Consider the following 24,148-nt stretch of genomic DNA (forward strand, 5'->3'; position numbering starts at 1 on the left):
TTGTAAAAATTCAGACATGGATTTATCAAAAAATATAGACTTAAAACAACAACTCGTCGCAGATTTTCAGGCTACGGAAAGCCGCCTTAATGGTGAAGCCAAAACCGAAGTCCACCAAAAACGCCGCGAAGCCATGCAGCGCTTTGAAGCGTTGGGTTTCCCGACCATCAAGCACGAGGAATGGAAATACAGCAACGTCAATAACCTAGTAAAACAGGCGTTTGATTTCAACGTAAAATCTGACTTTGGCACGAACGACGTAGAAACGCTCGAAATTCCAAATTTGCAAGGCAACGTACTGTATTTCGTCAACGGAATGTACAATGCCGAGCTTTCGAGTATTGTTTCTCCCGAAAGCCAGTTGCAGATTCTTAATTTTGGTCGGGCGGTAAAAGAGAAACCCGAACTGTTGGCTACTTATTTTGCCCATTACGCCAATTACCAAGACGAAGCATTTACGGCCCTCAATACCGCTTTTGCGCACGACGGCGTGGTTGTCCACGTTCCTGCTGGCAAAGTCGTGGAAGAGCCTATCATTCTGCGTTTTATCACGGATGCCCGCACCGCCAATGCCGCATCGCAGCCGCGCAATTTGATTGTGGTGGGCAAAAACGCAGAAGTGAAAATGGCCGAAGCATTCCGGACCATCGGCGACAACGGTTCGTTTACCAACGTGGTGACCGAAATTGTGGTGGAAGAAAATGCCAACGTTCAGTATTACAAAGTACAAAACGAGACTGAAAAGGCCTACCACATTGGCACAACGCAGGTGATTCAGAAAGACAAGAGCCATTTTTATGCCGTAACTGTGACGGTAAACGGGGGTTTTGTGCGAAACAACCTCAACATCGTTTTGGACGGCCAACACTGCGAGTCTTTCATGTACGGGTTGTATTTTCCGAACGGAAAACAGCACGTCGACAACCATACGCTCGTTGACCACGCTCAGCCCAATTCGTACAGCAATGAGTTGTACAAAGGTATTTTGAAGGATAAATCGACGGGGGTTTTCAACGGCAAAATCTTTGTGCGCGAGTACGCCAGTAAGACCAACGCGTACCAATCATGCCGCAACGTAGTGTTGTCGGACGAAGCTTCGATGAATACCAAACCACAGTTGGAAATTTACAACGACGACGTAAAATGCTCGCACGGAACCACGACTGGAAAACTCAACGACGAAGCCATTTTCTACATGCGCTCGCGCGGGATTCCCAAAGCCGAGGCCGTTACGCTGTTGATGTATGCTTTCTGCGAGGACGTGATTAGTCAAATCAAAATTGAATCAATTCGGGAATATTTATCGGGGCTGATTGTTGAAAAGTTGGCCCAATAAATGATTCTGAAAATTAATATTGAATCCCTGTCGTGAGACAGGGATTTTTTTATGGGCTTTTTTTGAGGGTAATTTTTCCTGTTTTATTGCTTTTGTGAATAGATAAAAAAGCTATTTACCAATTTCTTAATACACCGTGAAAATCGTTTTCTTAGACGCCCGTACCCTCGGCGATGTGCCTAATTTGGGCGAATTGAACGCCTTGGGCCAAACCATCCTGCATCCTGATACGCAACTTGAGCAAGTAGCGGAGCGCATTCAGGGCGCTGAAGTGGTGATTACCAACAAAGTAAAAGTGACGCGGGAGGCGATGGCCAGTACGCCAACGCTTAAACTCATTTGTGTAGCGGCTACGGGCACAAACAACGTAGACTTGACGGCGGCGCATGAGTTGGGCATTCAGGTCAAAAACGTAAAAGGCTACTCGACCGACAGCGTGGCGCAGCAGACGTTTGCGTTGCTGTTGGCTTTGCTCAATTCTACGGCCTATTATGATGATTATGTAAAAACGGGAGAATATTCCAATGAGCGCATTTTTACGCACTTGGGGCGTCCTTATTGGGAGTTGAACGGAAAGCGTTTCGGGATATTGGGCTTGGGCGAAATCGGCCGACAGGTAGCGCGGATTGCCTTGGCTTTCGGCGCTGAGGTGGTGTATTTTTCGGCTTCGGGGCAGGAATATAACGTTATTTATGAGCGGTTGGAGTTGGATGAATTCCTCAAAACCTGCGATGTGATTTCCATTCACGCACCCTTAAGCGCGGAGACTGAAAACCTGCTCAATTATGCACGTATTTCTCAAATGAAACCTACGGCTTTGCTCCTCAATACCAGTCGTGGGGGCATTGTGAACGAAGCAGATTTGGCCAAAGCGCTTGACGATGAGTTGATTGCGGGGGCGGCCATCGATGTATTCACGCAGGAGCCGATTCCTGCCTCACACCCGTACATGCAATTGCAGAAAAAAGAAAAATTGCTGTTGGCACCGCACATTGCGTGGTCGAGCATCGAAGCCCGTACGCGATTGGTGCATAAGGTAGCGGAGAATATTCGGGGGTATTTGGCAGGATAATTTTCATCGTTAGGGGCCGTTTTAGCAGCAGCTTGTAACAATGAATCTCTTAATGAATTAGTGTTTTAATCTTGAGTTTTCCTTTTTTGGAGCCTTTAGGCTCAAACTTGATCCAAATTTTATCGCCCACATAAAAATCATATTGGGAAAAAATATTCACGGCTCCTTTTTTCAATTCATATATATATCCTCCATAATTTTCTGGCAGGGAGGCATATGAAATAGTAGCGGCAGAATCTATTTCTCCTGTAATGCTTACTTCCACATGGGCGTGACCGTCGTGGCGATCTGTAGAGACTGAATCTACAAAGTAATGCGCTTTGGAAACGTCATTGATTTCAAACTCACCAAAAGGTTGCTCGCGGGGGTAGAGCAAAAAAACAGTAATGCCAATTAGAGAAAGTAGAATAAGCGGTTTTTTCATCGGCAACTCTTGTTTTGGTACTTAGAAAACTATCTTTATAAAACGAACATATTTGAAAGGTAATATCTCAACAAAGCAAAAGATATCTCAAAATAAATTTCAAGATGGCTTCTGCTTCGTAGTTATTATGGTTGTGCTTTTTCTACAACTCGTTCAACAGTACCCGGTTTCATATAAAGGAAATCTGCCAGCGCAAATAGTGCTATTACAGCTAAGATAGCGGCAACAGTAATCCAAAAAAATTTCTTGTTCATAAAAGTACTTGTTTAAGTTAGCAATGTCCATATCCCCATGAAACTTGAGCTTGACAACTTTCAGGTCCATAAAGGTGTACTCGAAGATAAACTTGCGGCCGGGCAGCTAAGGGAAGACCAGCTATATCCAGCCCCCATACCATTGTACCATCAATACAAAAATCTTGTCTTTTATCTCCAAAAATTGTAAAATTATCTTGACTATATCCATAAAATGGAATGCCATGTACCATGGATGTAACATTAAAAATCTTTCCTAATTCATCTCTTTGAAATGTTATATCAATGGTACTCATTAAACCTTCTACTGCCCTATTTACATAATATGTACCTTGGTCATCACATGCCACAAAGGAGGAACGTAGATTTTTGTTTTGAATTTGGTTTAAATCAATTTTAATTGTACCTTCATTAAAGCTCTCAAAAATTTTAATAAAGTTTTTGGCATCTTCAAGGGTACGAATTTTCTTTCTTTCGGAAAATTCTCCCATTGTTGAAATTCTTCCTGCTCCAGAGAAAGGCTGCTCAGTAAAGCCATGAGATTTTAATAGTTTTAAAATCTGCTCTTTTTCATCCAGATTAATACTTTCCTGCTTGTTTTCACAACTGGTAAATAAAAATAGGCAGAAAAATAGTGTAAATAAAGAGGACAATTGCATCTTTTTCATACTTTTGATTGGTTTAATTAATAAAACGGTTAGACTCATAAGCCTCCCACGTCCGCCAAGATGTTCGGGAGGCTTACTTGTTACAAATGAAATAACTATTTTTTTAACCCAAGGTAGTTTAAACTACCAAATGCAGGAAGGGTCAAAAATTATGCCTTTTTGTGGGTGAGCTGCTTTCGTATTTTGCACAGCGTCACGCGGTGAATGCCGAGATAAGATGCGATGTGCTTTACCTTCAGGCGATTGGGTAAATGTGGATGCTGTACCAAAAATGCTTCATATCGCTCATGGGGTGTACGATAACGAAGCAAAGTTGTACGTGCGTGATGTAATTCTAACAAGTGACCGTACAAACCGCAAAAAGCGTGGCTTAGCTCTGGATACAGGCCAAAAAGCCGTTGCAAATCCTCAAATCCAATCGAATACAAAACGCTAGGCTCTTCTGCACAGATAGATTCTGTGGAGGGTTTCTGTGAGAAAAAACTGCTGATTGCGCAGAAAAAATCGCCTTCGCTGCAAAATCCTGTGGTTATATCCGCATCCGCATCCGCATCCGCATCCGCATCCGCATCCGCATCCGCATCCGCATCCGCATCCGCAAAGAAGCGAACTAAGCCTGTTTCAATCCAATACAATCGGTCGCTGAGTTGTCCAGCTTCCAAAAGTATTTCCTGCGCTTCCAATGTCTGCGGTGTTACACATTCCTTGATGGCACATTTGCAATCTGGCGAGAGCAAAAATGGTCGTTCAATGGTTTTCATTGAATCCTTTACAAAAGGATAGTCAAAAAGCGACGTTTCAATAAGGGCTGTTGTAGAAATAATAGGCAACATGGCATGACGGCTTTTTCATTGAAAAAATTCAATTTTAAGCGCTTTTCATACAGAAGAGTAAGTCTGATAAAATTATAAAAAAATAGACGGTTTAAAAAAATGTGCATGGTGTTTAAGGGTTATAATCTCGGTGAAACCTACTTATTTGCCGGTGAAATGATTATTTTAATGCATGATGAATGAAAAAGAGTATGTTAAATAATGAGAAAAATTGAGTTGTAATCGCAAAAAGAAGGGATTTTTGAAGAGGAGGGCTAAGTAAAAAAGTACAATTGTTTAAGTTCAAATCAGTAATCTGTTTTTGTCCCAAAGAGTCAACATACCGTTAATTATTGACAAAATAGATACAAAAACCTTCGTGGTAAATTTCTACTTTTGGGGCTTCAACTGACCTTGTCCCGATGAAAAATTATATAAAGCACGATCCGTGGTGTATTATTGAAGAGGACTTTTATGCCGAATACAACGAAATCACCGAAAGCCTCACGAGCCTTGGCAACGGCCGCATGGGGCAACGTGGTAATTTTGAAGAAAAATTTACGGGAAAAACCCTGCTCGGAAACTACGTAGCGGGGGTTTTTTATCCCGATAAGACCCGCGTAGGCTGGTGGAAAAACGGCTATCCGCGCTACTTCGCCAAAGTCCTCAATGCCTGCAATTGGATTGGAATTGACGTGCAAATCGACGGTGAAATGCTTGATTTGGGTCTGTGCCCCGTCTCCGAATATTCGCGGGTACTCAACATGAAAGAGGGGATATTGGAGCGTACCTTCGTGGCCTCCCTGTCGGACGGGAAGCAGGTACGTGTTCATTCTCAGCGGTTTTGTAGCATTGTCGACGACGAAGCGGGGGCGATTCGCTATGCCATTACACCGATTAATTTTGACGGAAAAATCACCCTCACGCCTTATTTAGACGGTGATATAAGCAACAAAGACTCCAATTACGGCGAAAAATTCTGGGACGAAATCCGTAAGGAAACCGCCTTTGGAGAAGCGTATCTCGAAATGCGAACCAAGGATACACCGTTTAAGACGGAGCTTTTCAACGTTTGTACGGGAATGAAAATAGACCTTACGCTTAATGGCGAACGCGTTGATTTTCAATCTAAACCCGTTAAGGCGGAGAAGTTTGTGGCCTGCAAGTTAGAAATAGAAGCCAAAGCGGGTGAAGAAGTGGCTTTGTATAAATACGCCGTAAATCTGGCGTCATTAAATCATCCGACCGACCGGTTACTCGCTAACGCTAAGGCCTATGTTGAGCGAATTGCCGACAAAGGTTTTGCGAAAATGAAGGCCGAGCAGATAGAAGCCTGGGCGGAGCGTTGGGACAAAAACGATATTGTCATTGAAGGCGACGATGCCGCGCAGCAGGGCATTCGTTTTAATATTTTCCAACTCGAACAAACGTACACCGGCGAGGACGACCGCCTCAACATAGGCCCTAAGGGCTTTACGGGTGAGAAATACGGCGGCAGTACCTATTGGGATACGGAAGCCTACTGTTTGCCTTTTTATTTGGCGACTGCCGACCAAAAAGTAGCGCGTAATTTGCTCATTTACCGCCATAAACACTTGCAAAAAGCCATCGAAAATGCGGCTAATTTGGGCTTTAAAGACGGCGCTGCCCTGTACCCGATGGTGACCATGACGGGCGAAGAATGCCACAACGAATGGGAGATTACTTTTGAGGAAATCCACCGCAACGGTGCCATTGCGTATGCCATTCATGATTACATTCGGCACACAGGCGATGAGGGCTATCTGGCCGAATACGGTTTGGAAGTATTGATTGGCATTGCGCGTTTCTGGGCGCAGCGGGTCAATTGGTCGAGCGATAAGCAAAAATACGTGATGCTCGGGGTGACGGGCCCCAATGAATACGAAAACAACGTCAATAATAACTTCTACACCAACTATCTGGCGGTCTGGTGTTTGCGGTTTACGTTGGAAGGCGTCAGTCGCTATAAGTTAGAAGTGAATGAACTGTTGCAAAAAATCAATTTTGATTTTGAAGCGGAAACCGCTAAATGGCAGCATATCATTGACAATATGCATTACCCTTATGACGCCCAGCGGCAGGTGTATTTGCAGCAAGACGGTTTTCTGGATAAAGAATTACTCACCGTCGACGACATTGCTGAGCACCGGCCCATCAACCAAAAATGGTCGTGGGATCGGATTTTGCGTAGTTGTTTTATTAAACAGGCCGATGTGCTTCAGGGGTTGTACTTCTTTGAAGAGGATTTTGACCTTGATACCATCCGCCGCAACTTTGATTTCTACGAACCCATGACCGTTCATGAGTCGTCGCTGTCGCCGTGCGTACATGTGATTTTGGCGGCGATGTTGGGTTACAAAGAAAAAGCCTACGAAATGTACCTGCGTACCTCGCGCCTCGACCTCGACGATTACAACAACGATACTGAAGATGGCCTGCACATTACGAGTATGGCGGGAACGTGGATGTCGGTTATCAAAGGTTTTGCGGGAATGCGCATTCGAAACGGCGTGCTTTCGTTTGCGCCTTATTTGCCCGACCAATGGCAAGGATATTCGTTTAGGATTACTTTCAAAGGGCAGATAATTCGGGTTTCGGTCAAGCCCGAAGCCATCGAAGTGGAGAATTTTTCGAACCAGCCCGTGTCATTTGTCGTTGACGGAAACTTGGTTGAACTAGAAGCCAATGGCCAGAAAATGCTTGAAATTGCGGTGAAGAAGTAGATATAAAAAGTTTTTTTTGGACGCCGGCAGGGTTAATCTTGTCGGCGTTCCTTTTTTTTGCTAATGGGAGGTTCGCGTACTGATTTTTTGTAAAAAAAACGGTGGGTTTGCGCAACAAATTGAAGTTGTTGTGCGTAGGGGCTTATAGATTGTATGTTACACCACCACCATTATTACTTCTGTCATGATCGAATATGTAAAAAGTTCAAAGGCATCCCCCTCGCCTTTGTTTTCCATCATCATTCCTACGTGGAATAATCTGTCTTATTTACAAACCTGCATCAGAAGCATCCGCCAAAACTCTGCGTATCCACATCAAATTGTTTTGCACATCAATGAAGGAAAAGATGGTACGCCCGAGTGGGCACAAAAAGAAGGGATAGATTACAGTATTTCAGCTGAAAATGTAGGAATATGTATGGGCTGTAACGCCGCTTTTTCGTTAACCCAAGCGGATTATGTGCTCTACATGAACGACGACATGTATGCCTGCCCCGACTGGGACACCCATCTGTATCAGGCCATTAAAGACTACGGAAAAGACGATTTTTATTTTTCTGGCACGCAGATTGAGCGGCATCCCAACCCCTACGGTTATGTAATCGGAGGGCGTGATTATGGCGATTCACTGCAAAATTTTCAGGAAAATAAACTGTTGAAAGAATATAAAAACTTAGCAGTGGCTGATTGGCAGGGGGCTTCATTTCCGCCCAGCGTGATGCACCGCCATACGTGGAACCTGATTGGCGGATTCAGCATTGAATTCAGTCCGGGTATGTATTCTGACCCCGACATTAGCCGTAAAATGTGGGAAGTGGGCATCCGGAATTTTAAAGGAATCGGCAAGAGTTTGGTCTATCATTTTGGTTCTAAGTCTGTTAGCCGTATTTCCCACAACCCTGGTAGGAAGCAATTTTTACGAAAATGGGGAGTGACCGCCCGTACTTTCTACGACTTTTACCTCAATTTTTACAGTAAAAACCGTACAAGTTTTGCCTTGTCAAATTCATTTACTTCCAATTCAGATCTATTTCGGTTTAAATTTAAAGTACTTTTAGACCGAATACGATTGTACTTTTGGTAAAATGAGGCGCGGCCTTTGATGAACATAATACATCAAAGGCCGCGCTGCGTTTTTATTCTTTTCGTTTTACTGAATATATCCCATTCCAACCAGCCATTGATGGCAGCTTTCGGGCCAGCTGTGCACCGAGCCTTTGAGCTTTTTTGCCAGTCCAAACCCATGCCCGCCGTTTTCGTAAAGCAGCATGGACGCAGGAATCCGAAGTTTACGAAGGGCGTCATAATACAACATGCTGTTTTCTACGGGTACGCCTTTATCGTCGGTGGCGTGGACGAGTAGGGTAGGAGGAGTTTGGGCAGATACCTGTTTTTCGGCCGAATAATGCTCTAATTGTTCCTGTGAAGGCGTTTTTCCAAATAGTCTTTCAAATGACCCTGCGTGCTTAAATGGTCCAGAAGTAATGACGGGATACATCAAAATGGAGAAATTCGGCTTACATACTTGCACGTCAGATAGATTTTCGAAGCCTTTTAATTCTTTGGCCTGATGCCAAAGCGTGCTGACCGTGGCAGCCAAATGCCCCCCTGCCGAGAAACCCATAATGCCAATACGATTGGGGTCAATGTTGTATTTATCGGCACTTTCTCGAATTATTTTAATGCCCTGAAGGGCATCCTGAAGTGCCACTTCGTGTTTGTTAGACCAAAGTTTATCGTCGGGTAATCGATATTTCAATACAAATGCCGTCACACCGATGCTATTGAACCACTTTGCCACATCTACACCCTCATGGCCCGATGCTTCGATGGCGTAGCCTCCGCCGGGGCAAATCATCACCGCCGCTCCATTGGGAGTGGTAGGAACATAGACCGAAAGCGTGGGAAAAACAATGTTGCTGATTCGTAAAATACCGTCGTTGCCTACTTCGATTTTTTCTTGAATTGAACGATTTTGTAAATCATTGGGCATCTGTCCATTGGACCAAAGAGAAATGACGGTTTGGGAACGCGACATGGTAGAATGCAGGCTAAAAAATAATAATGGTAAAACGAAAACTAAACGATAACAGCGCGGCATAACGGTTTGGAAGTTGAAAAATAAAGGAATTTACTTTTGTATTTCATAAAAAGCACTTGATTTATAAAAGCTAACCTATTTTGTAAATATTGGTTCATGGTTGCTGTAAAAACAGAGACAATGAGTTTATTAGAAATCACTTTTTATCTTTGATTATCAGTTGTTTATGAAGGCGTTTTGGAGTTTGCTTTTATTAATAAGTTTTGAGCCAGCCCGTCAGACTGAGGCGCTCGTGCGTAGCGGGAAGAACTTCGTGCTCCAATACATCGGCTTCAAAACAAACTAATCTTCCACCAACGGGAGAGATTTTGACGGGTGGTTTGTTGGGCAAGTAAATCACCAACTCGCCGCCATCAGTGGCCTGCCAATCTTCATTCAAATAACAAATGACTGATATTTTGCGGTGCGAATCGGTTTTGAAACGGTCGAGGTGGCGCTTGTAAAAAGTCCCGATTGGGTATAAGGCATAGTGAAACTCAAAATCTTTCAGTCCCAAATAACAGCTTTGGTTGAGGGATTGAATCAGCGCGTTGATTTTTTTAAAGTATACCTGCTCTATTTCAACGACCGAAGATTCTTCCAACCATAAAATTTGGTCGCCTCTAACCAAGACTTGGATGTGCTGGGCGCTGCCTTGCCCGATGCTTGCTTCCTTAAAACTGCCCGCCGCGTGGCGTTTTCTGAGATTGATGACCAAGTCGTTTATTTCTTCGGTGGTCAGAAAAGAATCAATTACTCCGTAGCTTTGCTCGGAAAGGCTATCTATCAGATTATCAAACAATTCCATAGTTTGTATTGATAACCAAGTTGTCTTCCAACAAATGACTCTCAACGGTTAGGGGAGAAGCATTGTTGCTATCCTTGCTCAAAAGTAGACATTTTTTTACCTTTGTTACGCAATTTAACTTTATTGCCTCTGCAACTCACAACTTTCATCTCATTGCCTGATAGGGTGGCGTAACGGCGCTGAGCCGCTTTGATTACTTTGTGGATACATTTCACAAAGCATAACTGTATTGTTTACGTCCAACTAATTTTTTCCCATGTTTCAGTTAGAATCAACTCGTTTGCGGTTAATTCCGCTCAATACAACCCAATTGCAACTACACGCGGCTGATTACGACGCGCTTCAACGCTCGTTGGGGCTGGTTCCGCGCCCCATGCAGATGGAAGAATATTTTCAGAATGAATTTGATGATGCATTGGCCAATTATTGGCTACCCGAAACCGCCGCCAACGCCTCGCGGTATGAATGGTTTACCAACTGGCTCATCGTGTACAAATCAGAGAATTGCGTCGCTGGTGGAATCGGCGTGGCAGGCTTGCCCAATGACCAAGGCGAAACAGAAATTGGCTACGGAATCGACCAGTCTTTTCGGGGGCAGGGAGTTGCCACCGAAGCGCTCGAATGTCTGGCCGAATGGGTGTTTAAAAACCGTGCCTTAAAGGCGCTGATTGCGCATACCCCCGTGGCATTGGTCAATTCACAACGGGTTTTGATGAAAGCAGGTTTTGAGCAAATAAGTGAAAATGAAGGGCTTATTTTGTGGCGAAAATTAAACGCAAATTAGGTATCACTCCCGAAAAACCGTAGGTTTGCTAAAAATTTGTATCAATGAAAATAGCACCTAATCAAGTCGTAGCGGTAACCTACGAACTGAGTCTTTTGAACGACGGCGACGAATGGCAAATGGTCGAAACCGTTGGTGATGACCAACCTATGTATTTTATTCAAGGCATGAGTGGCCTTCCCGAAGCATTTGAAGACCGATTGAATGGTCTTGCCGAAGGCGATACTTTTGACTTTAAATTAGACCCAGAACAGGGTTACGGAGATTATGACACCGAAGCCGTTGCGGAGATTCCTTTGGAAGTATTCAAAGTGGATGGCAAACTTCAGGAAGACATCCTTCAAGTAGGCAATATGGTTCCGATGACCAACGAAGAAGGACATCGTTTGATGGGCCAAATCGTTGAAATTGACGAAGAGTTTGTTTTGATGGATTTTAACCATCCATTGGCTGGACGTGAAATGCATTTTGTGGGAAAAGTACAAAAAGTGCGCGCTGCTACGGCCGAAGAACTGGAGCACGGACACGTCCACGGCGACGGCGGAGTGCATCACTAAAACTAACGTCGGCGAGGGCTGGGCGCTCCCGTTTAAATCCTCGCCGATGTTGTTTTGTAGGTTGTTGTATAAACCTTGCTGACGTTGATTATACAATAGGTTCCTGCTGACTCAGGCAGTGAAAACTTCCCAAGCCCCACACGATTTCGGTCGAATCAATTCCCACCACCTTTCGGTCGGTAAAACACTGACTCAGAATGTCTAGCGCCCTTTGGTCATTATCGCAACGAAACGTAGGTACAATGACGGCGGCATTGCTGATATAAAAGTTGGCGTAGGAGGCCGGTAATCGCAACTCATCACTGTATACAGGCGTTGGCATAGGCAACTCTACGATATTGAGTTGTTTGCCGTTGAGCAACCGCATTTGCTTCAATTCGTGCAGGTTTTCCTGTAAGATGTCGTAGTTGGCGTCCGATTTATTTTCTTCAATAATGGTCACCACGGTATCTTCGTTTACAAACCGAACGGTATCATCAATGTGTCCGTCGGTATCGTCACCCACGATGCCATCGCCCACCCAAAGAACCTGCTCAACCCCGTAATAATCGTACAAATACTGCTCAATTTGTCCTTGATTGAGGTGCGGATTGCGGTTTTCGTTCAACAAACACGCCCGGCTCGTCATCACAGTCCCTTTACCATTGAACTCTACCGAGCCGCCTTCCATGATGATGCCCGGTGTGACGTATTCTAACCCTAAATAATGGGCGATGGCCACGGGAATCAGGTCATCGTTGTCGAAAGGAGGATATTTTCCACCCCATGCATTGTAGCCCCAATTCACTACCAAACGCTCGTTGGTGTCAGGGTTGATGAGAATGCCCGGCCCGTGGTCGCGGCACCATGAGTCGTTGGTGGCGTGTAGCGGCAATTCAATCTGGTTCATGTCCACCCCTGCGTTGAGTAGGTGAAGCTGTATGGTTTGTTTTACGATTTCGTTGTGGGCATTGATGCACACCTTTTCGCCTTCGCTGATGTTTTTGATAAATTCAAGGTATGCAGGAAGCATTTTCGGCTGACGTTCGTATGTCCAAGAAGCCTCCGTGTGCGGAAAACTCAACCAAGTGGCGCGGTGTGGGTGCCATTCGGCGGGGAAAAAAAAGCCCCGTTGTTTGGGCGTGGATTGATTTGACATATTGCTAATACGCTGTTTCATGTTTTGTGGCGCAAAAATAGGCAGAATTGTAGATTGTTTTATGCGTAAGTTGCCACCCACTTTCCCAAAATACCCTTATATTTAATGAAAAATCACGTTCATTTATAAACCTTTCTACTCCATGCGTACCAGCTTTTACTCTCTTTTAGCCCTTTTCTTTTTCATTAGTTTGGCCAGTCAGGCGCAGAAAAAATTTCCTTTTATCAAGAGTGGTGGCAGCATGTTTGAAGTGCCAGAGGCGGAGCCTATTGCCGATAAAAAGATGAAATACAAGGTGTTGTATGAAATCTCCAAAGGCGCTGATAAGCCTGATTCTGTCAATGCCACGCTCGACAAATTGGCCCGCTTGGTCAATCTGCATCTTTCGGCGGGCATTCCTAGAGAGAATTTAGACGTGGTAGCGGTGGTGCATTTTTTGGGTACACCCCTGATTTTGAACGACGAAGCCTACAAGAAAAAATACGGGATGCCCAATCCCAATACCACCCTTATCAACGAGTTGACCGCCAACGGCGTCAAAATATACATCTGTGGACAATCGCTCTACATGCGCAAAATGGAGCAGGAGCCCCGCAATCCCAACATTAAAGTGACACTCTCGGCCATGCTGCTGATGACTACGCTGCAATCGAAGGGGTATGTGATGGTGATACCGTAAATTTTTTTAAGCAAGACGAAAGGTAGGGGCAGGCCCGCTGGTCGGCGGACCGTTCACGTCTGCCCCTACGCGTTTAAATTATAATTTGGCGCACTTTTCGCCCAAAGCAAGCCGACATTCTTTAATTTTGCAGACAACATCCAATCGCTTCTATTTTGCTTTTTAAGAATATACTCGGTCACGACGATACCAAGCGCGCACTGATTCGCTCCGTACAGAATAACCACGTTGCGCATGCCCAGCTTTTTGACGGGCCCGTGGGCGGGGCGGGCATTGCGTTGGCGTGGGCGTTTGCTACGTTTGTCAATTGCGAAGACCGTCAGCCCGACGATGCCTGCGGGCGTTGTGCTTCTTGTTCCAAGATGCGTAAGTTGGTCCACCCCGATGTGTATCATATCTTTCCGTTGCCTCGCACCCCCAAAGAAGGGGAGGATTTGTTGGGTGAACTAACGCCTAAATGGCGTGCTTTTTTAGAAGAACATCCTTACCGAACGCTCCCCGAATGGTTGGCGTATATTAACGCCACCGGCAATCAACAGGGAATTATTCCCATCAAAGAATCAAGGAATATTGTTAGTAAGCTGTCACTCAAGGCGTTTGAGGGGGAGTTTAAAATCATGCTGTTTTGGCAACCTGAATTGCTCAATGTACAAGCGGCCAATGCCCTGTTGAAGATTCTGGAAGAACCGCCCGAAAAGACACTGTTTTTGATTGTTTCCAGTCAGTCGGATAAATTATTGACTACCATCATTTCCCGCACGCAACGTGTAGCCATTCGTGCCTTTACGGATGAAGAAGTGACGCAGTTTTTGGCCCAAAAAAGGATTGATGAGCGACGGGCGCGGCAGATTGCGTATCTCTGTGAAGGGAATCTGGCCGAGGCCATGCGCCTGACCAACGAGACGGAAGACGACCGCCACGCGTGGTTTGCGCAATGGATGCGTAAATGCTACTCGCGAGACTTTGTGTCTTTGGTCAAACTTGCGGATGAATTTGATACGTTGGGCAAAGAGAAACAAAAAGGGATTTTCGACTATACCCTCAATCTGTTTCGGGATTTGTTTTTGTGGCAAAACGGCGTGGAGGAATTGCTACGGTTGCAGGACGAAGAACTGAGTTTTGTGCAAAAATTTGGCAAAGCCGTCAACCCAGGAGCCATTGAGTTACTGATTCAGGAAATCACCGACGGCTACTATCACCTCGAACGTAACGCCCGCGCCAAAGTGTTGTTTCTGGATATTTCGTTGACGGCAGCTCGGACGATGCGCGTTTAATCAAACCCCATCAGATGATTTGGTAAAGCTGGCTCATCTGATGGGGTTGTAGGTATATCTCTATTTCATTCCATACGCCACTACCTTCTGTTGGTTGATGCCAAAGTAAAGGGTATTATTTAATGACAAAATGCTTCTTACTTCGCCATTAATGTAAAAACCAGAGGCATTCTGAGGAACATAACTAAACGTTCCGTTGCCGTTGTTGTGGAGCAGCGTACCGAAATTGGCGTCGTACTGCCCAAGACGCAGGCGGGTGCGGAGTTGATTGCCGCAAAGGAGCAAATCCTTTTTGCCGTCTTTGTCATAATCCAATGCAATCAGGGCGTGAATGGGCGAGGTCTGGACTTCGATGGGTAATTTTTTGACCGTAAATTTACCAGCAGGGCCTTGCTCAAACCAAGTGGTAGCCAAGTGGTTGGCTTCCAGTCGTGTGGCGCCTTCAAGCTCCGATGCTGTAAATACATCTTTGAGCGTAGCATCAGCATAGGTTTTGTAATCAGGATACCGCTTGCCCATGATGGGTAATTGCCCAATCAATTCGTCGCGGGTGATGTAAGGGTAGCTTTTTCCTTGGATGTACGTACACAAAATGGGGTCAATGCGGCCGTTTTGGTCAAAATCCTTGAAATATACCTCGGCGGGTTGTTCGGGAGATGCTTTCACTTGGCTGTTAAGACCCAAATTGCCGACGATTAAGTCCATTTTTCCGTCGCCGTTGAAGTCGTCCACTAGCAGTTTATTCCACCAACCGCTGTAGTTTTGGTCAAAGTATTTATCGGTTGTGTTCGCCAGTTTACCATTATTGTTTTCAAAAACCGTCAGAGGCATCCATTCCCCAACTACAATCAACTCGGATTTTTTATCTCCGTTGAGGTCGAGCCAAGCGGCATCGGTCACCATGCCAATTTTTTGAAGCTCAGGGGCCACAGAAGAGGTGGCATCTTTAAAGTTGCCTTTGCCGTCGTTGAGTAAAATAAAACTGGGGGGAATTTCGGGGTAACTACCGGGCACCACGCGCCCACCCACAAATAAATCGGGCTTTTTATCCCCGTTTATATCGGCCACCCGCACACAACTCGTACTGACGGGCATGGACGGAAGCGCGGTCGTATTTTTGCTGAAGTTACCCTTTCCGTCATTGAAATAAAGCGCATCCTGCAAAACAGGGTCATTCGGCTCAAAATTGGCATACCCTCCATGACAAACGTACAAATCTAGGGTACCGTCGCCGTTAGCATCAAAAAAGACGGCGTCGTCCGCATCGCTTTTGGCGTCGATTTCAAAAGCTGCTTGTGGTTTTTTGAGGAAGCGTGGCGTAGACCCTTTTTGTTGCAAAAACAAGGCCCCTGCCTGTCCGTTACCGCCGCCCACAAATACATCATCTAAGCCATCGCCATTGACATCGGCCTTGGCCAGTGCTGGACCCACGTACGATTGCGGATTGACCATCAGAATCTGCCTTTTAAAATCATTGTAGGCTAAAGCAGGCTGGGCATAATCTATGCCAGAGGGAGTTTCTTTAAATAGAGGTTGTTTGGAAGCGGGCGCACTGATGGCTTCATTGGCGTCCTTTTCGTTCAGGGTTAGCCATTGATCTCCTTTAACGTTGGAAAGGCGCTGTTGTTTGCCATTAGGCCATTGTACTTTTAGCGAATCAATCGTTGTGGCGTTGCCCAATCCAAAATGCAGGACGTTAGAAACACTCGACTGATACCCACGCATGGGCATTTGCTCTAGGTACTGGGTTTGACCTTTTTGGTACAGAATGACCTTTGCCCCAATGCCCGAACGGTTGGGTGAATTGCCCGCCAATGTCACTTTTAGGTAGTGATTTTTGAGCAACTGTTGGGCTTCGTTTTGGTAGATAAATGCGGGCTGATTTACGTTGTTGACAACCAAATCCAAGTCACCGTCGTTGTCTAAATCGGCATAAACGGCTCCGTTGCTGTTGGAGTTTTGTCCCAATCCCCATTGCATTCCCACATTTTTGAACGTCAGGTCTTTGTTGTTTTTATAGAGGTAATTCACCACGTTGGATGCGGGCATCTGCTGCACCAGATTCAGCACATCCTGTCGCCCGATGTTGGGTTGGTTCTGCTGAAAATCGTTCATGTATTTCAGAAAGTCGAGGTTGGTGTAGTCGCGTAGGTAGCCATTGGTAATGTAGAGGTCTTTCCATCCGTCGTTGTCATAATCGGCAAAAAGCGCGGCCCAACTCCAATCGGTGTTGGAGATGCCCGCGAGTTGACCAATTTCGGAGAATGCTACTCCTAACTTGGGGGAGGCTGGGAGAGGGGTATTCAATTGCAGCATGTTCCGCATGTACTGCTTATGAAAACCCGACCGAACCACCATATCAAATTTCTCGTAGTTGTCGGGGGCCATGAGAAGTTTTTGTCGGCGATTTTCTTCAGGCAGCATATCAAGCGTGAAAATATCAGGCGTGGCGTCGTTGTTTACATCGGCCACGTCGTTGCCCATGGAGAAATGAGAGGTATGCCCTATCGAGGTAGTGAGTTTGTCCACAAAACCACCTTTTTTATTATTAATGTAAAGATGGTCGGGGATGGTATAATCATTGCTGACGTAAATATCTGGCCAGCCGTCTTGGTTAAAATCAGCGATGCCTGCCCCCAGACCGTAGGAGAGGGGAGAGCTGTTAATACCCGCTTTGGTGGTCACGTCAACGAAACGTTTGCCCTCATTTCGAAAAAGCCGAGAGCCACTTACTGGGTCGTCTTGTTTGTTGAATTCGGCGCTGTTGGATTCATTGAGTACAGGCAGAGACTTTATGTTGTGATTAAGTAAAAACAGGTCTAAATCGCCGTCGTGGTCGTAGTCGAAAAAGTAAGCATTGGTGCTCGACGAAGGGTCGTTTAAGCCATACTCAGCGGTTTGGTCCAGAAATGTTGGAATTCCTTGGGCGTTGTTTCCCTGATTGATAAACAACTCATTGGCTTTTTTTTCGGGGGGGAGATTGCCCGAATGACAAACGAAAATATCCAATTTTCCGTCGCCATTGACATCTGCCATGGTCACTCCAGTCTTCCAGGGGCCTTCGCGTCCGGCGGCTCCTGAGGCGGCAGTGATGTCTTCAAACTGCATTTTTCCTTTGTTGAGGTAGAGTTTGTTGGCGCTGAGATTGGCAGTAAAGTAGAGGTCTTCCAGTTTATCACCGTTCAAATCACCCACAGCAACGCCGCCACCGTTGTAAAAATACTCATACATCAACACGTTTGTATTAAGGCCTTCATTGATGATATTCTGAAAATCGACATTGGTTTTTTCAGGAGTAAGCAGGGTAAAAAGCGTAGGCTCGGTTACTTCCGTTGGGGTATCTTTTTGTTCTTGGCAGCTTGTCGATAGGAATAGTACAATGATGCACCCTGCGAGCAGTGTAAGATGTTTCATCAATAGAAGATAAAGTAAAGCTAAAAAAATTAATGAAGCCCTGAAGCGCTTTTAGCGCTCAAAGCAGATACAAATTGAGTAAAAATGAATGGTTATTGCAAATGGCATCAATTCATTTACTGGGGTAACTCACTACAAAATTGAAGGATTTTTTTGAGATGATCTTCATTTTCTAGGTCAAGACTTTCGGCTTTGAAATAGGCTTCAATGGCCTTTTTATGGGTTGGGAAAAGCTTTAAAAATCCTCCTTTGGTTGTTTTGTAAAAACGATGGTTTAAGTCCATTAGAAAATACATTTTTTCTTTGGAAAAAACGATGTCACCTTTTGAGGCAAGTTTTTGGACCGAACTATTGCCCGTAGAAAGCATATTGACTTCTCTTATGGACGATGTAGCGGAGGATTTGCCCATCGCGGCCATTTTTTCGACCGCAGCTACTTTAAACATGGTTTTGACTACTAAATAAGCTTTCGGATAAGTAGCAATACGTTCTACATATCCGTGGGCCACGTCATAGTAGAAGGTATTCTCGCCAATTTGAATCTGTTTAATACTTTGTTCGTTGGCCAAGGATAAGGTGTCTTTGGTTAGACTAAGAAATTGTACTTCTCCCAATTGAAAATTGTAATTGAGTTTTGCCGTTGCGGGAGCAGCGTTGAAAAAAGATACAGTCCCCTCTTTGAATTGGGGATATCGATACCGCTCAGCTACTGGAATGGCGTATTTGAGGTCGGTATCGGCTTTTACTCTGATTGTTTTGGTATCTTGTGCCCGTAGCGTCAAGGAAAAAACTCCAAAAATGACCGATATAATAATGCCTGTTTTCATGATTTCTGTTTTTTGGGAATAACATTTCTTAATAAACAAATCTACACAAAGTTCTCTGTATGAGGGTATAAATTAAAAAAATCTATGCCCCGCATTTTTTGAGAGCATAGATTTTTAGAAGTCTTGGAGAGCTATAAGGCTCTCCAAGTGCTTATAATTCTAATTAATAACCTGGGTTTTGAACCAATTTGGTGTTCCGGTTCATTTCGTTCCGGTCAATTGGTAAATAGTACAGTTTGTCAGCCCAGCTGCGGTTTTCCTTACCTGGATCAATTTCAAATACCGTGTAAGAGTAGTTGTAGTTTTCTTTATCGTATTTATAAAGACTAACCGTTTTGCCAGGCTTAAGTGTACCTACGATGCTGATACCGTTGGCTTTGCGACCTAAGGTAGTAGGAGCAATCATCCAGCGGCGGGCATCGTGGAAACGCTGCTCTTCCAAGTACATTTCAATGCGTTTTTCGTTGCGGAAACGTTGTCTCAGCGCATCTCCTGACTCGGTAATGGCAGGCATACCAGCACGGAAACGAATCTTGTTCAACCAAGTACGGGCTTCTTCGTCCTGACCTAGCTCAATACAAGCTTCGGCGTAGTTGAAGATCATCTCAGTATAGCGCAAGATAGGCCAAGGTACTTCTTGCCATGTATTTTGGTCAACGATGGCAGGGTTTGGATCGGTAAATTTACGGATATAATAACCAGTATAGCTTCCGTTCCAGTCTTCGATTGGGCTTTGGCGTGTATCCAAACCAAAGTGGGTTACTTTAGCCCCTGAAGCGTTTACGATTTCGTAGCGGCCTGTTTGGATTTGGCTTGCTGGGTCACGGGGTAAGTTAGCATTGCTACGCACTTTCCAAGGTGAACCTTCGGTCAAGATAGAAGCGTAGAAACGAGGGTCGCGGTTTACGTAAGGATCTGAAGCATGAGCAGGGTTTTTCCAGTCAAACTTAGTTCCGTCCATCATTTCGTAGTCATCTACCATGACTTGGATTGGTGTATTACCTGCCCAGTTGTTGTATCCGTTAGGACCATTGAAAAGTCCTTGACGGCCACCGTTTTCTTGTTTTGCGTTGATAAAATAACGCGCCATCAGCAACTCATTTTGACCGCCATTGCGCGACAATGAGTTGTTCATATAGTTGGTTGTACCCTGTTGAGCAGAGACGGGAGCCGTAAGGTTGAGCAAGTTGCCGTATCCTGGCAAATCCAAAACTGCTTTAGCGGCAGCTTTTGCTTTTTGCCAACGGTCGGCTTGTGAGCCTGTTACGTTTGCTACTAATTCAGGTTTTGAGAAAGAAGAAAGTACCGTAGATTTTGCTTTCATCTTGGTAGCATCGTGCAAATCGCTGGCATCGTAAGTTAAAATACGGGCTTTCAGCGCCAAAGCTGCAGCCTCGTTAGCCCGACCTGCAGCCATGCTTCTACCCTTCAACAAAGTAGCGGCGTCGTCCAAATCTTTGACAATAAAAGCGACTGTTTCGGCCCACGTGTTACGAGTAGCCATGTAATCGGCTTCTCCTAAATCATACGGACGATCCACCAAAGGTACGCCGCCGTAGTAGCGGGCCAACTGATGGTAAAAATAAGCACGCATGAATTTGGTCTCACCCGTTAAACGCTCTACGATGTTGCCCGTGTTTGTAAACTTAGGGCTTGCGAGATTTTTGAGGGCAAGGTTACATGCGCGAATACGCAGGTACATTTGCTGCCAGCTGATGGTGTTGTTTACCCAACCGATGTCGGCGGGGTTTGAACGGCCTTCAGTGATGGTCGTAATTCCGCGACCTGGGTGAGTAAAGATGGTTTCGTCGGTCAATGAAGCCAACATTTGCTCATCAAAACCACCGTTGCCGAAGCCAGCGTAAATTTCAGAAACAAACGCTTCTGCAAGCGCAGCATCCGTCCAAACGGCATTTTCTGAAAGTTCGTTTAGGGGTTGTGTGTTTACGAAACTATCGTCGCAACTGGTAACAACTACCGTCGAAGCAATGAGTGACGCGATTAGAAATTTGTATTTTTTCATCTCTATTTTTTAGTTGTGTAATTTGTGATTAAACAAAGTGAGATTTTGCCAACATAATCAACTGTCTGTTTATGATTAGTGTTTTCAAATTGACTCATTTTTAAATCAAATTACGATGTTGTTAGAATGCGGCAACAAGACCTACGTTCAGGATTTTTTGCTGAGGATAATACTGTCCAGTAGAGTTATCTGTTTCGGGGTCAAATACCTTCAACTTATCAACTGTAAACAGGTTTAAACCATTGAAATATACGCGAAGCGTGTTCATTCCGATTTTCTTCACCAAAGTAGAAGGAATATTGTATCCAATTTCCAAGTTTTTCAGGCGGAGGTAGTCGGCATCTCTGAGCCAATAGTCGTTACCAGTAGAGAAATACTGGTCGTTACGGTTAGCGATACGTGGATGAACATCGCTTGGATTGTCAATGGTCCAACGATTTTCGTACATATCCAACAAGTAGTTACCGATGTTACCCATTTCTGCTGCACTCACAAACTGCTTCGCACCTGCTGCTCCTTGGATAAGGACGGTCAAGTCAAAGTTGCGGTAGCTGGCCGATAGGTTAACCCCACCCGTAAACAAAGGAATGTTGGTGAAGTTGTTACGTACTTGGTCATCGGGAGTGATTTTGCCGTCGCCGTTGTAGTCTTTGTACTTCATGTCGCCAGGGCGGAGGGTGTTTACGATTGCCTTGTAGTCGATGGTGTTGGCATCAATGGAGGCTTGGTCTTTAAACACACCGTCGTAGAGGTAAGTCTGATACGTAAACATCGGCTTGCCCGTTGTTTGCTGCCATGCAGGGGCTCCTGGAGCTTCATCCCAGAACAAAATTTTGTTTTGAGCATAGCCACCGTTCACGCTTACGTTGTACTTGAAGCCATCTTTTTGGTTACGGTAACCGATGTTAAATTCCCATCCCTTGTTTAGCACTTCTCCCAAGTTTTGACGTGGAAGCGTCAAACCTGTACTTTGAGGTACTGAAGCGTTTTTGGTCCAAAGAATGTTGGTACGCTTGTTAGAGAATACATCAAATTCAAAGAAAACGTTACCGTTAAACATCTGTCCTTCCAAACCTAAGTTAGAGTTGGTCGCTACTTCCCAAGTAATTTGGGTGTTAGGGATACGTGCTTCAAACAACGTTTTTGTTTCAGCATTTCCTAAGATATAACTTCTGAATCCGTAGGTAGAAAGGTACTGATACGAAGGGATTTGGTCGTTACCCAATTGGCCGATTGACCCGCGCAATTTTAAGAAATTAACCGAAGGGAGTGCTTTTTTGAAGAATTCTTCTTCTGATACAACCCAACCTGCCATAATTCCTGGGAAGAAGCCGTAACGGGTTTCTTCAGGGAAGATGTCAGAACCATCATAACGCCACAAGAACTCGGCGAGGTACTTCTCCTTGAAGTTATAACCTACACGACCGAAGTAGTTGATACGAGCTGTTTCAAACGCACCACCGTTGTTGTTACGTTGTAAGTCACCTCCCGCAAACATCTGGTCGAGAGCAGTTGAAAGGAAGAAACGACGGAAAGCCGAGAAGTTATCGCCTTTGATGGTTTCGCGGTTTGTACCAGCCAACAAGTTGAAGGTATGATTGCCGATGGTTTTGTCATAAGAAAGCACCGTACCCAACAAGATGTTAAGCTGATTAATATTTACTTGGTTTAAGCTTGGATCAGCAGGTCCTCTACGGGCAGGAACAAGGTTTGGATTGCCGTTGGCATCTACTCCCGAGCCTTTTTGGTAAAGTGTCCACGGAATCAACCATGTTTTGTTGTTCTGGGCCAAGTTGTCAATGGCAGCATTCATGCTCAATTTCAAGCCTTCTACGCCTGGAATTTTGATGTCAAGCTGACCATTAGATTGGAAATAATTGCGGGTGTCGCGGTCATAACCAGCCAAGTCAGTTGTGATTACCACGGGGTTCTGCCCGTTTTCGATGTCTGGGCCAGGACGGCCATCAGGCCAGAAAGCAGGCTCTTGGGGTTTTCCGCGCATCAACATCCGGAAAATAGCACCGGGAGATTGTGTAGAATAACGACGCGCCTCCTGACGACCTACTACGCCCAAAGTCATGGTTACGTACTTGTTGATTTTTGCGTCAAAGTTCAAACGCATATCGTACTGCTTATAACCCGTAGACGACTGGATGTAGTTGGCATCTTGGTTTTGGTAACCCAATGAAGCCAAATAAGAGAAGTTTTCTGTTCCACCGTTAAGTTGGAGGTTGTGACGTACCTGTGGCGACCAGTTTTTAAGGGTAGAACCGTACCAGTCAGTGTTGGGGTAGTTCCATGGGTCGGAGCCGTCAGCGTATTTCTGAATAGCTTGCGGAGAAAAAGGAGCGTTACGTACGGTACCGTTGGGGCGGGTAAATGAGCCCGTTGTTTTGTAAGCTTGGTTGGCAGCGGCCCATTCTGAAGTTGGCAAAGCGTAAATATCCAAGTCGTTTAGCATACTTGTATATTGAGCAGCATTTGTCAACTTAGGAATAACGGTTGGGTTTGACCAACCTTGGTTGAGCGAGTACGACAACTCAGGCTTACCAGTCTTACCACGCTTGGTCGTAATCAAAATAACACCGTTTGCTGCCCGTGAACCGTAGATAGCTGCCGCTGCATCTTTCAATACAGAGATGCTTTCGATGTCGGCAGGGTTGAGGCGGTCAAGACCACCAGCCCGGTTAGGGATACCGTCGATTACGATAAGTGCGCCGTTGTTGTTCAATGTATTTGAACCCCGGATTCTGATGGCAGAGCCATCACCACCTGGCAAACCACTGCGGTTTACGGCAGTAACACCTGGTAAGCGTCCAGCCAGAGAGTTGGAGAGGTTGGCTGCTGGAGATTTTACCAAGTCAGTTCCTTTTACCGATACCACAGAACCCGTAACGGTTTCTTTCTTTTGGGTACCATAACCTACCACAACTACCTCACTCAGGGCGGCAACATCTTGCTGCATGGTAACATTTACGGTAATGCCCGAAGGAGTAATTTCCTGTTTGGCAAAGCCGATGGCACTGAGAACGAGCGTACTTCCAGGAGCCATTCCAATTTTAAAGTTCCCATCTGCGTCAGAGTTGGTACCTTTGGTCGTACCTTTGACCAAAATACTTACCCCGGGTAGTGGTGCACCGGTAGGGTCTTTAATCTGACCCGACACTGTTCGTTCTTGAGCGAACAAGCTCAAATTCGCCCACAAACAGACGAATAGCAGTAGTAATTTCTGCTTCATAGAGTAATTGTTTAGT

General features: G+C 45.1%; 19 protein-coding genes. 8 read left to right on the forward strand and 11 right to left on the reverse strand.

Annotation, left to right across the window (positions count from 1 at the left end; translation table 11 throughout):
- The first annotated feature begins 16 nt into the window (after nucleotides 1-16).
- Together sufD and GVN20_RS16855 are read left to right on the forward strand one after the other, a co-directional pair.
- Nucleotides 17-1,336, forward strand: a complete 1,320-nt coding sequence (sufD, locus tag GVN20_RS16850) for a Fe-S cluster assembly protein SufD (RefSeq protein WP_166559459.1) — start codon at nucleotides 17-19, stop codon at nucleotides 1,334-1,336.
- A 136-nt stretch (nucleotides 1,337-1,472) separates the two neighbouring features.
- Complete coding sequence (locus GVN20_RS16855) at nucleotides 1,473-2,408, forward strand: D-2-hydroxyacid dehydrogenase (protein WP_166559460.1); 936 nt, start codon at nucleotides 1,473-1,475, stop codon at nucleotides 2,406-2,408.
- Nucleotides 2,409-2,457: 49 nt separating this feature from the next.
- Here GVN20_RS16855 and GVN20_RS16860 read toward each other — a convergent pair whose 3' ends face one another.
- The 4 genes from GVN20_RS16860 to GVN20_RS16870 all read right to left on the reverse strand — a co-directional run bounded on the left by GVN20_RS16860 (nucleotide 2,458) and on the right by GVN20_RS16870 (nucleotide 4,587).
- Nucleotides 2,458-2,832 (reverse strand): hypothetical protein, encoded by a 375-nt coding sequence (locus GVN20_RS16860; RefSeq protein ID WP_166559461.1) that lies wholly within the window; start codon nucleotides 2,830-2,832, stop codon nucleotides 2,458-2,460.
- A gap of 125 nt (nucleotides 2,833-2,957) precedes the next feature.
- Nucleotides 2,958-3,086 carry a hypothetical protein gene (locus GVN20_RS29930; RefSeq protein WP_255455448.1) on the reverse strand — a complete coding sequence of 43 codons (129 nt, stop codon included), beginning with the start codon at nucleotides 3,084-3,086 and terminating at the stop codon, nucleotides 2,958-2,960.
- Between the two features lie 17 nt (nucleotides 3,087-3,103).
- Nucleotides 3,104-3,754, reverse strand: a complete 651-nt coding sequence (locus tag GVN20_RS16865) for a hypothetical protein (RefSeq protein ID WP_166559462.1) — start codon at nucleotides 3,752-3,754, stop codon at nucleotides 3,104-3,106.
- 149 nt (nucleotides 3,755-3,903) lie between these two features.
- On the reverse strand, nucleotides 3,904-4,587 hold the full coding sequence (locus GVN20_RS16870; protein WP_166559463.1) for a Crp/Fnr family transcriptional regulator: 684 nt from the start codon (nucleotides 4,585-4,587) through the stop codon (nucleotides 3,904-3,906).
- 401 nt (nucleotides 4,588-4,988) lie between these two features.
- Here GVN20_RS16870 and GVN20_RS16875 point away from each other — a divergent pair, with 401 nt between their 5' ends.
- Nucleotides 4,989-7,310: a glycoside hydrolase family 65 protein gene (locus tag GVN20_RS16875; protein WP_166559464.1), complete on the forward strand. Its 2,322-nt coding sequence runs from the start codon at nucleotides 4,989-4,991 to the stop codon at nucleotides 7,308-7,310.
- 184 nt (nucleotides 7,311-7,494) lie between these two features.
- Nucleotides 7,495-8,394 carry a glycosyltransferase family 2 protein gene (locus tag GVN20_RS16880; protein ID WP_166559465.1) on the forward strand — a complete coding sequence of 300 codons (900 nt, stop codon included), beginning with the start codon at nucleotides 7,495-7,497 and terminating at the stop codon, nucleotides 8,392-8,394.
- Between the two features lie 66 nt (nucleotides 8,395-8,460).
- On the opposite strand, the gene GVN20_RS16885 is transcribed toward GVN20_RS16880, so the two are convergent.
- Complete coding sequence (locus tag GVN20_RS16885) at nucleotides 8,461-9,348, reverse strand: alpha/beta hydrolase (RefSeq protein WP_229599092.1); 888 nt, start codon at nucleotides 9,346-9,348, stop codon at nucleotides 8,461-8,463.
- 256 nt (nucleotides 9,349-9,604) lie between these two features.
- Nucleotides 9,605-10,198, reverse strand: a complete 594-nt coding sequence (locus tag GVN20_RS16890; RefSeq protein ID WP_166559467.1) for a 2OG-Fe(II) oxygenase — start codon at nucleotides 10,196-10,198, stop codon at nucleotides 9,605-9,607.
- Between the two features lie 256 nt (nucleotides 10,199-10,454).
- On the opposite strand from GVN20_RS16890, the gene GVN20_RS16895 reads away from it, so the two are divergent.
- Both GVN20_RS16895 and GVN20_RS16900 read left to right on the forward strand, forming a co-directional pair.
- Nucleotides 10,455-10,982 carry a GNAT family N-acetyltransferase gene (locus tag GVN20_RS16895; protein WP_166559468.1) on the forward strand — a complete coding sequence of 176 codons (528 nt, stop codon included), beginning with the start codon at nucleotides 10,455-10,457 and terminating at the stop codon, nucleotides 10,980-10,982.
- Between the two features lie 44 nt (nucleotides 10,983-11,026).
- The gene (locus GVN20_RS16900; RefSeq protein ID WP_166559469.1) at nucleotides 11,027-11,539 is read left to right on the forward strand and encodes a peptidylprolyl isomerase; all 513 of its coding nucleotides are present in this window, start codon (nucleotides 11,027-11,029) and stop codon (nucleotides 11,537-11,539) included.
- A gap of 88 nt (nucleotides 11,540-11,627) precedes the next feature.
- Here GVN20_RS16900 and GVN20_RS16905 read toward each other — a convergent pair whose 3' ends face one another.
- Entirely contained in the window at nucleotides 11,628-12,698 is a 1,071-nt protein-coding gene (locus GVN20_RS16905; RefSeq protein ID WP_229599093.1) for an agmatine/peptidylarginine deiminase, read from the reverse strand.
- A gap of 121 nt (nucleotides 12,699-12,819) precedes the next feature.
- Between GVN20_RS16905 and GVN20_RS16910 the strand changes: the two genes are divergently transcribed.
- Nucleotides 12,820-13,356, forward strand: coding sequence for a DsrE family protein (locus tag GVN20_RS16910; RefSeq protein WP_166559470.1), 537 nt, complete (start codon nucleotides 12,820-12,822; stop codon nucleotides 13,354-13,356).
- Nucleotides 13,357-13,511: 155 nt separating this feature from the next.
- Nucleotides 13,512-14,630 carry a DNA polymerase III subunit delta' gene (locus tag GVN20_RS16915; protein ID WP_166559471.1) on the forward strand — a complete coding sequence of 373 codons (1,119 nt, stop codon included), beginning with the start codon at nucleotides 13,512-13,514 and terminating at the stop codon, nucleotides 14,628-14,630.
- A gap of 60 nt (nucleotides 14,631-14,690) precedes the next feature.
- On the opposite strand, the gene GVN20_RS16920 is transcribed toward GVN20_RS16915, so the two are convergent.
- The 4 genes from GVN20_RS16920 to GVN20_RS16935 all read right to left on the reverse strand — a co-directional run bounded on the left by GVN20_RS16920 (nucleotide 14,691) and on the right by GVN20_RS16935 (nucleotide 24,132).
- On the reverse strand, nucleotides 14,691-18,044 hold the full coding sequence (locus tag GVN20_RS16920) for a VCBS repeat-containing protein (protein WP_166559472.1): 3,354 nt from the start codon (nucleotides 18,042-18,044) through the stop codon (nucleotides 14,691-14,693).
- A gap of 116 nt (nucleotides 18,045-18,160) precedes the next feature.
- Entirely contained in the window at nucleotides 18,161-18,871 is a 711-nt protein-coding gene (locus GVN20_RS16925; protein ID WP_166559473.1) for a hypothetical protein, read from the reverse strand.
- Between the two features lie 163 nt (nucleotides 18,872-19,034).
- Nucleotides 19,035-20,894 carry a RagB/SusD family nutrient uptake outer membrane protein gene (locus GVN20_RS16930; protein WP_166559474.1) on the reverse strand — a complete coding sequence of 620 codons (1,860 nt, stop codon included), beginning with the start codon at nucleotides 20,892-20,894 and terminating at the stop codon, nucleotides 19,035-19,037.
- Between the two features lie 121 nt (nucleotides 20,895-21,015).
- The gene (locus tag GVN20_RS16935; RefSeq protein ID WP_166559475.1) at nucleotides 21,016-24,132 is read right to left on the reverse strand and encodes a TonB-dependent receptor; all 3,117 of its coding nucleotides are present in this window, start codon (nucleotides 24,130-24,132) and stop codon (nucleotides 21,016-21,018) included.
- Nucleotides 24,133-24,148: the final 16 nt, after the last annotated feature.

The organism is Runella sp. CRIBMP (assembly GCF_009905605.1).
Lineage (GTDB): Bacteria > Bacteroidota > Bacteroidia > Cytophagales > Spirosomataceae > Runella.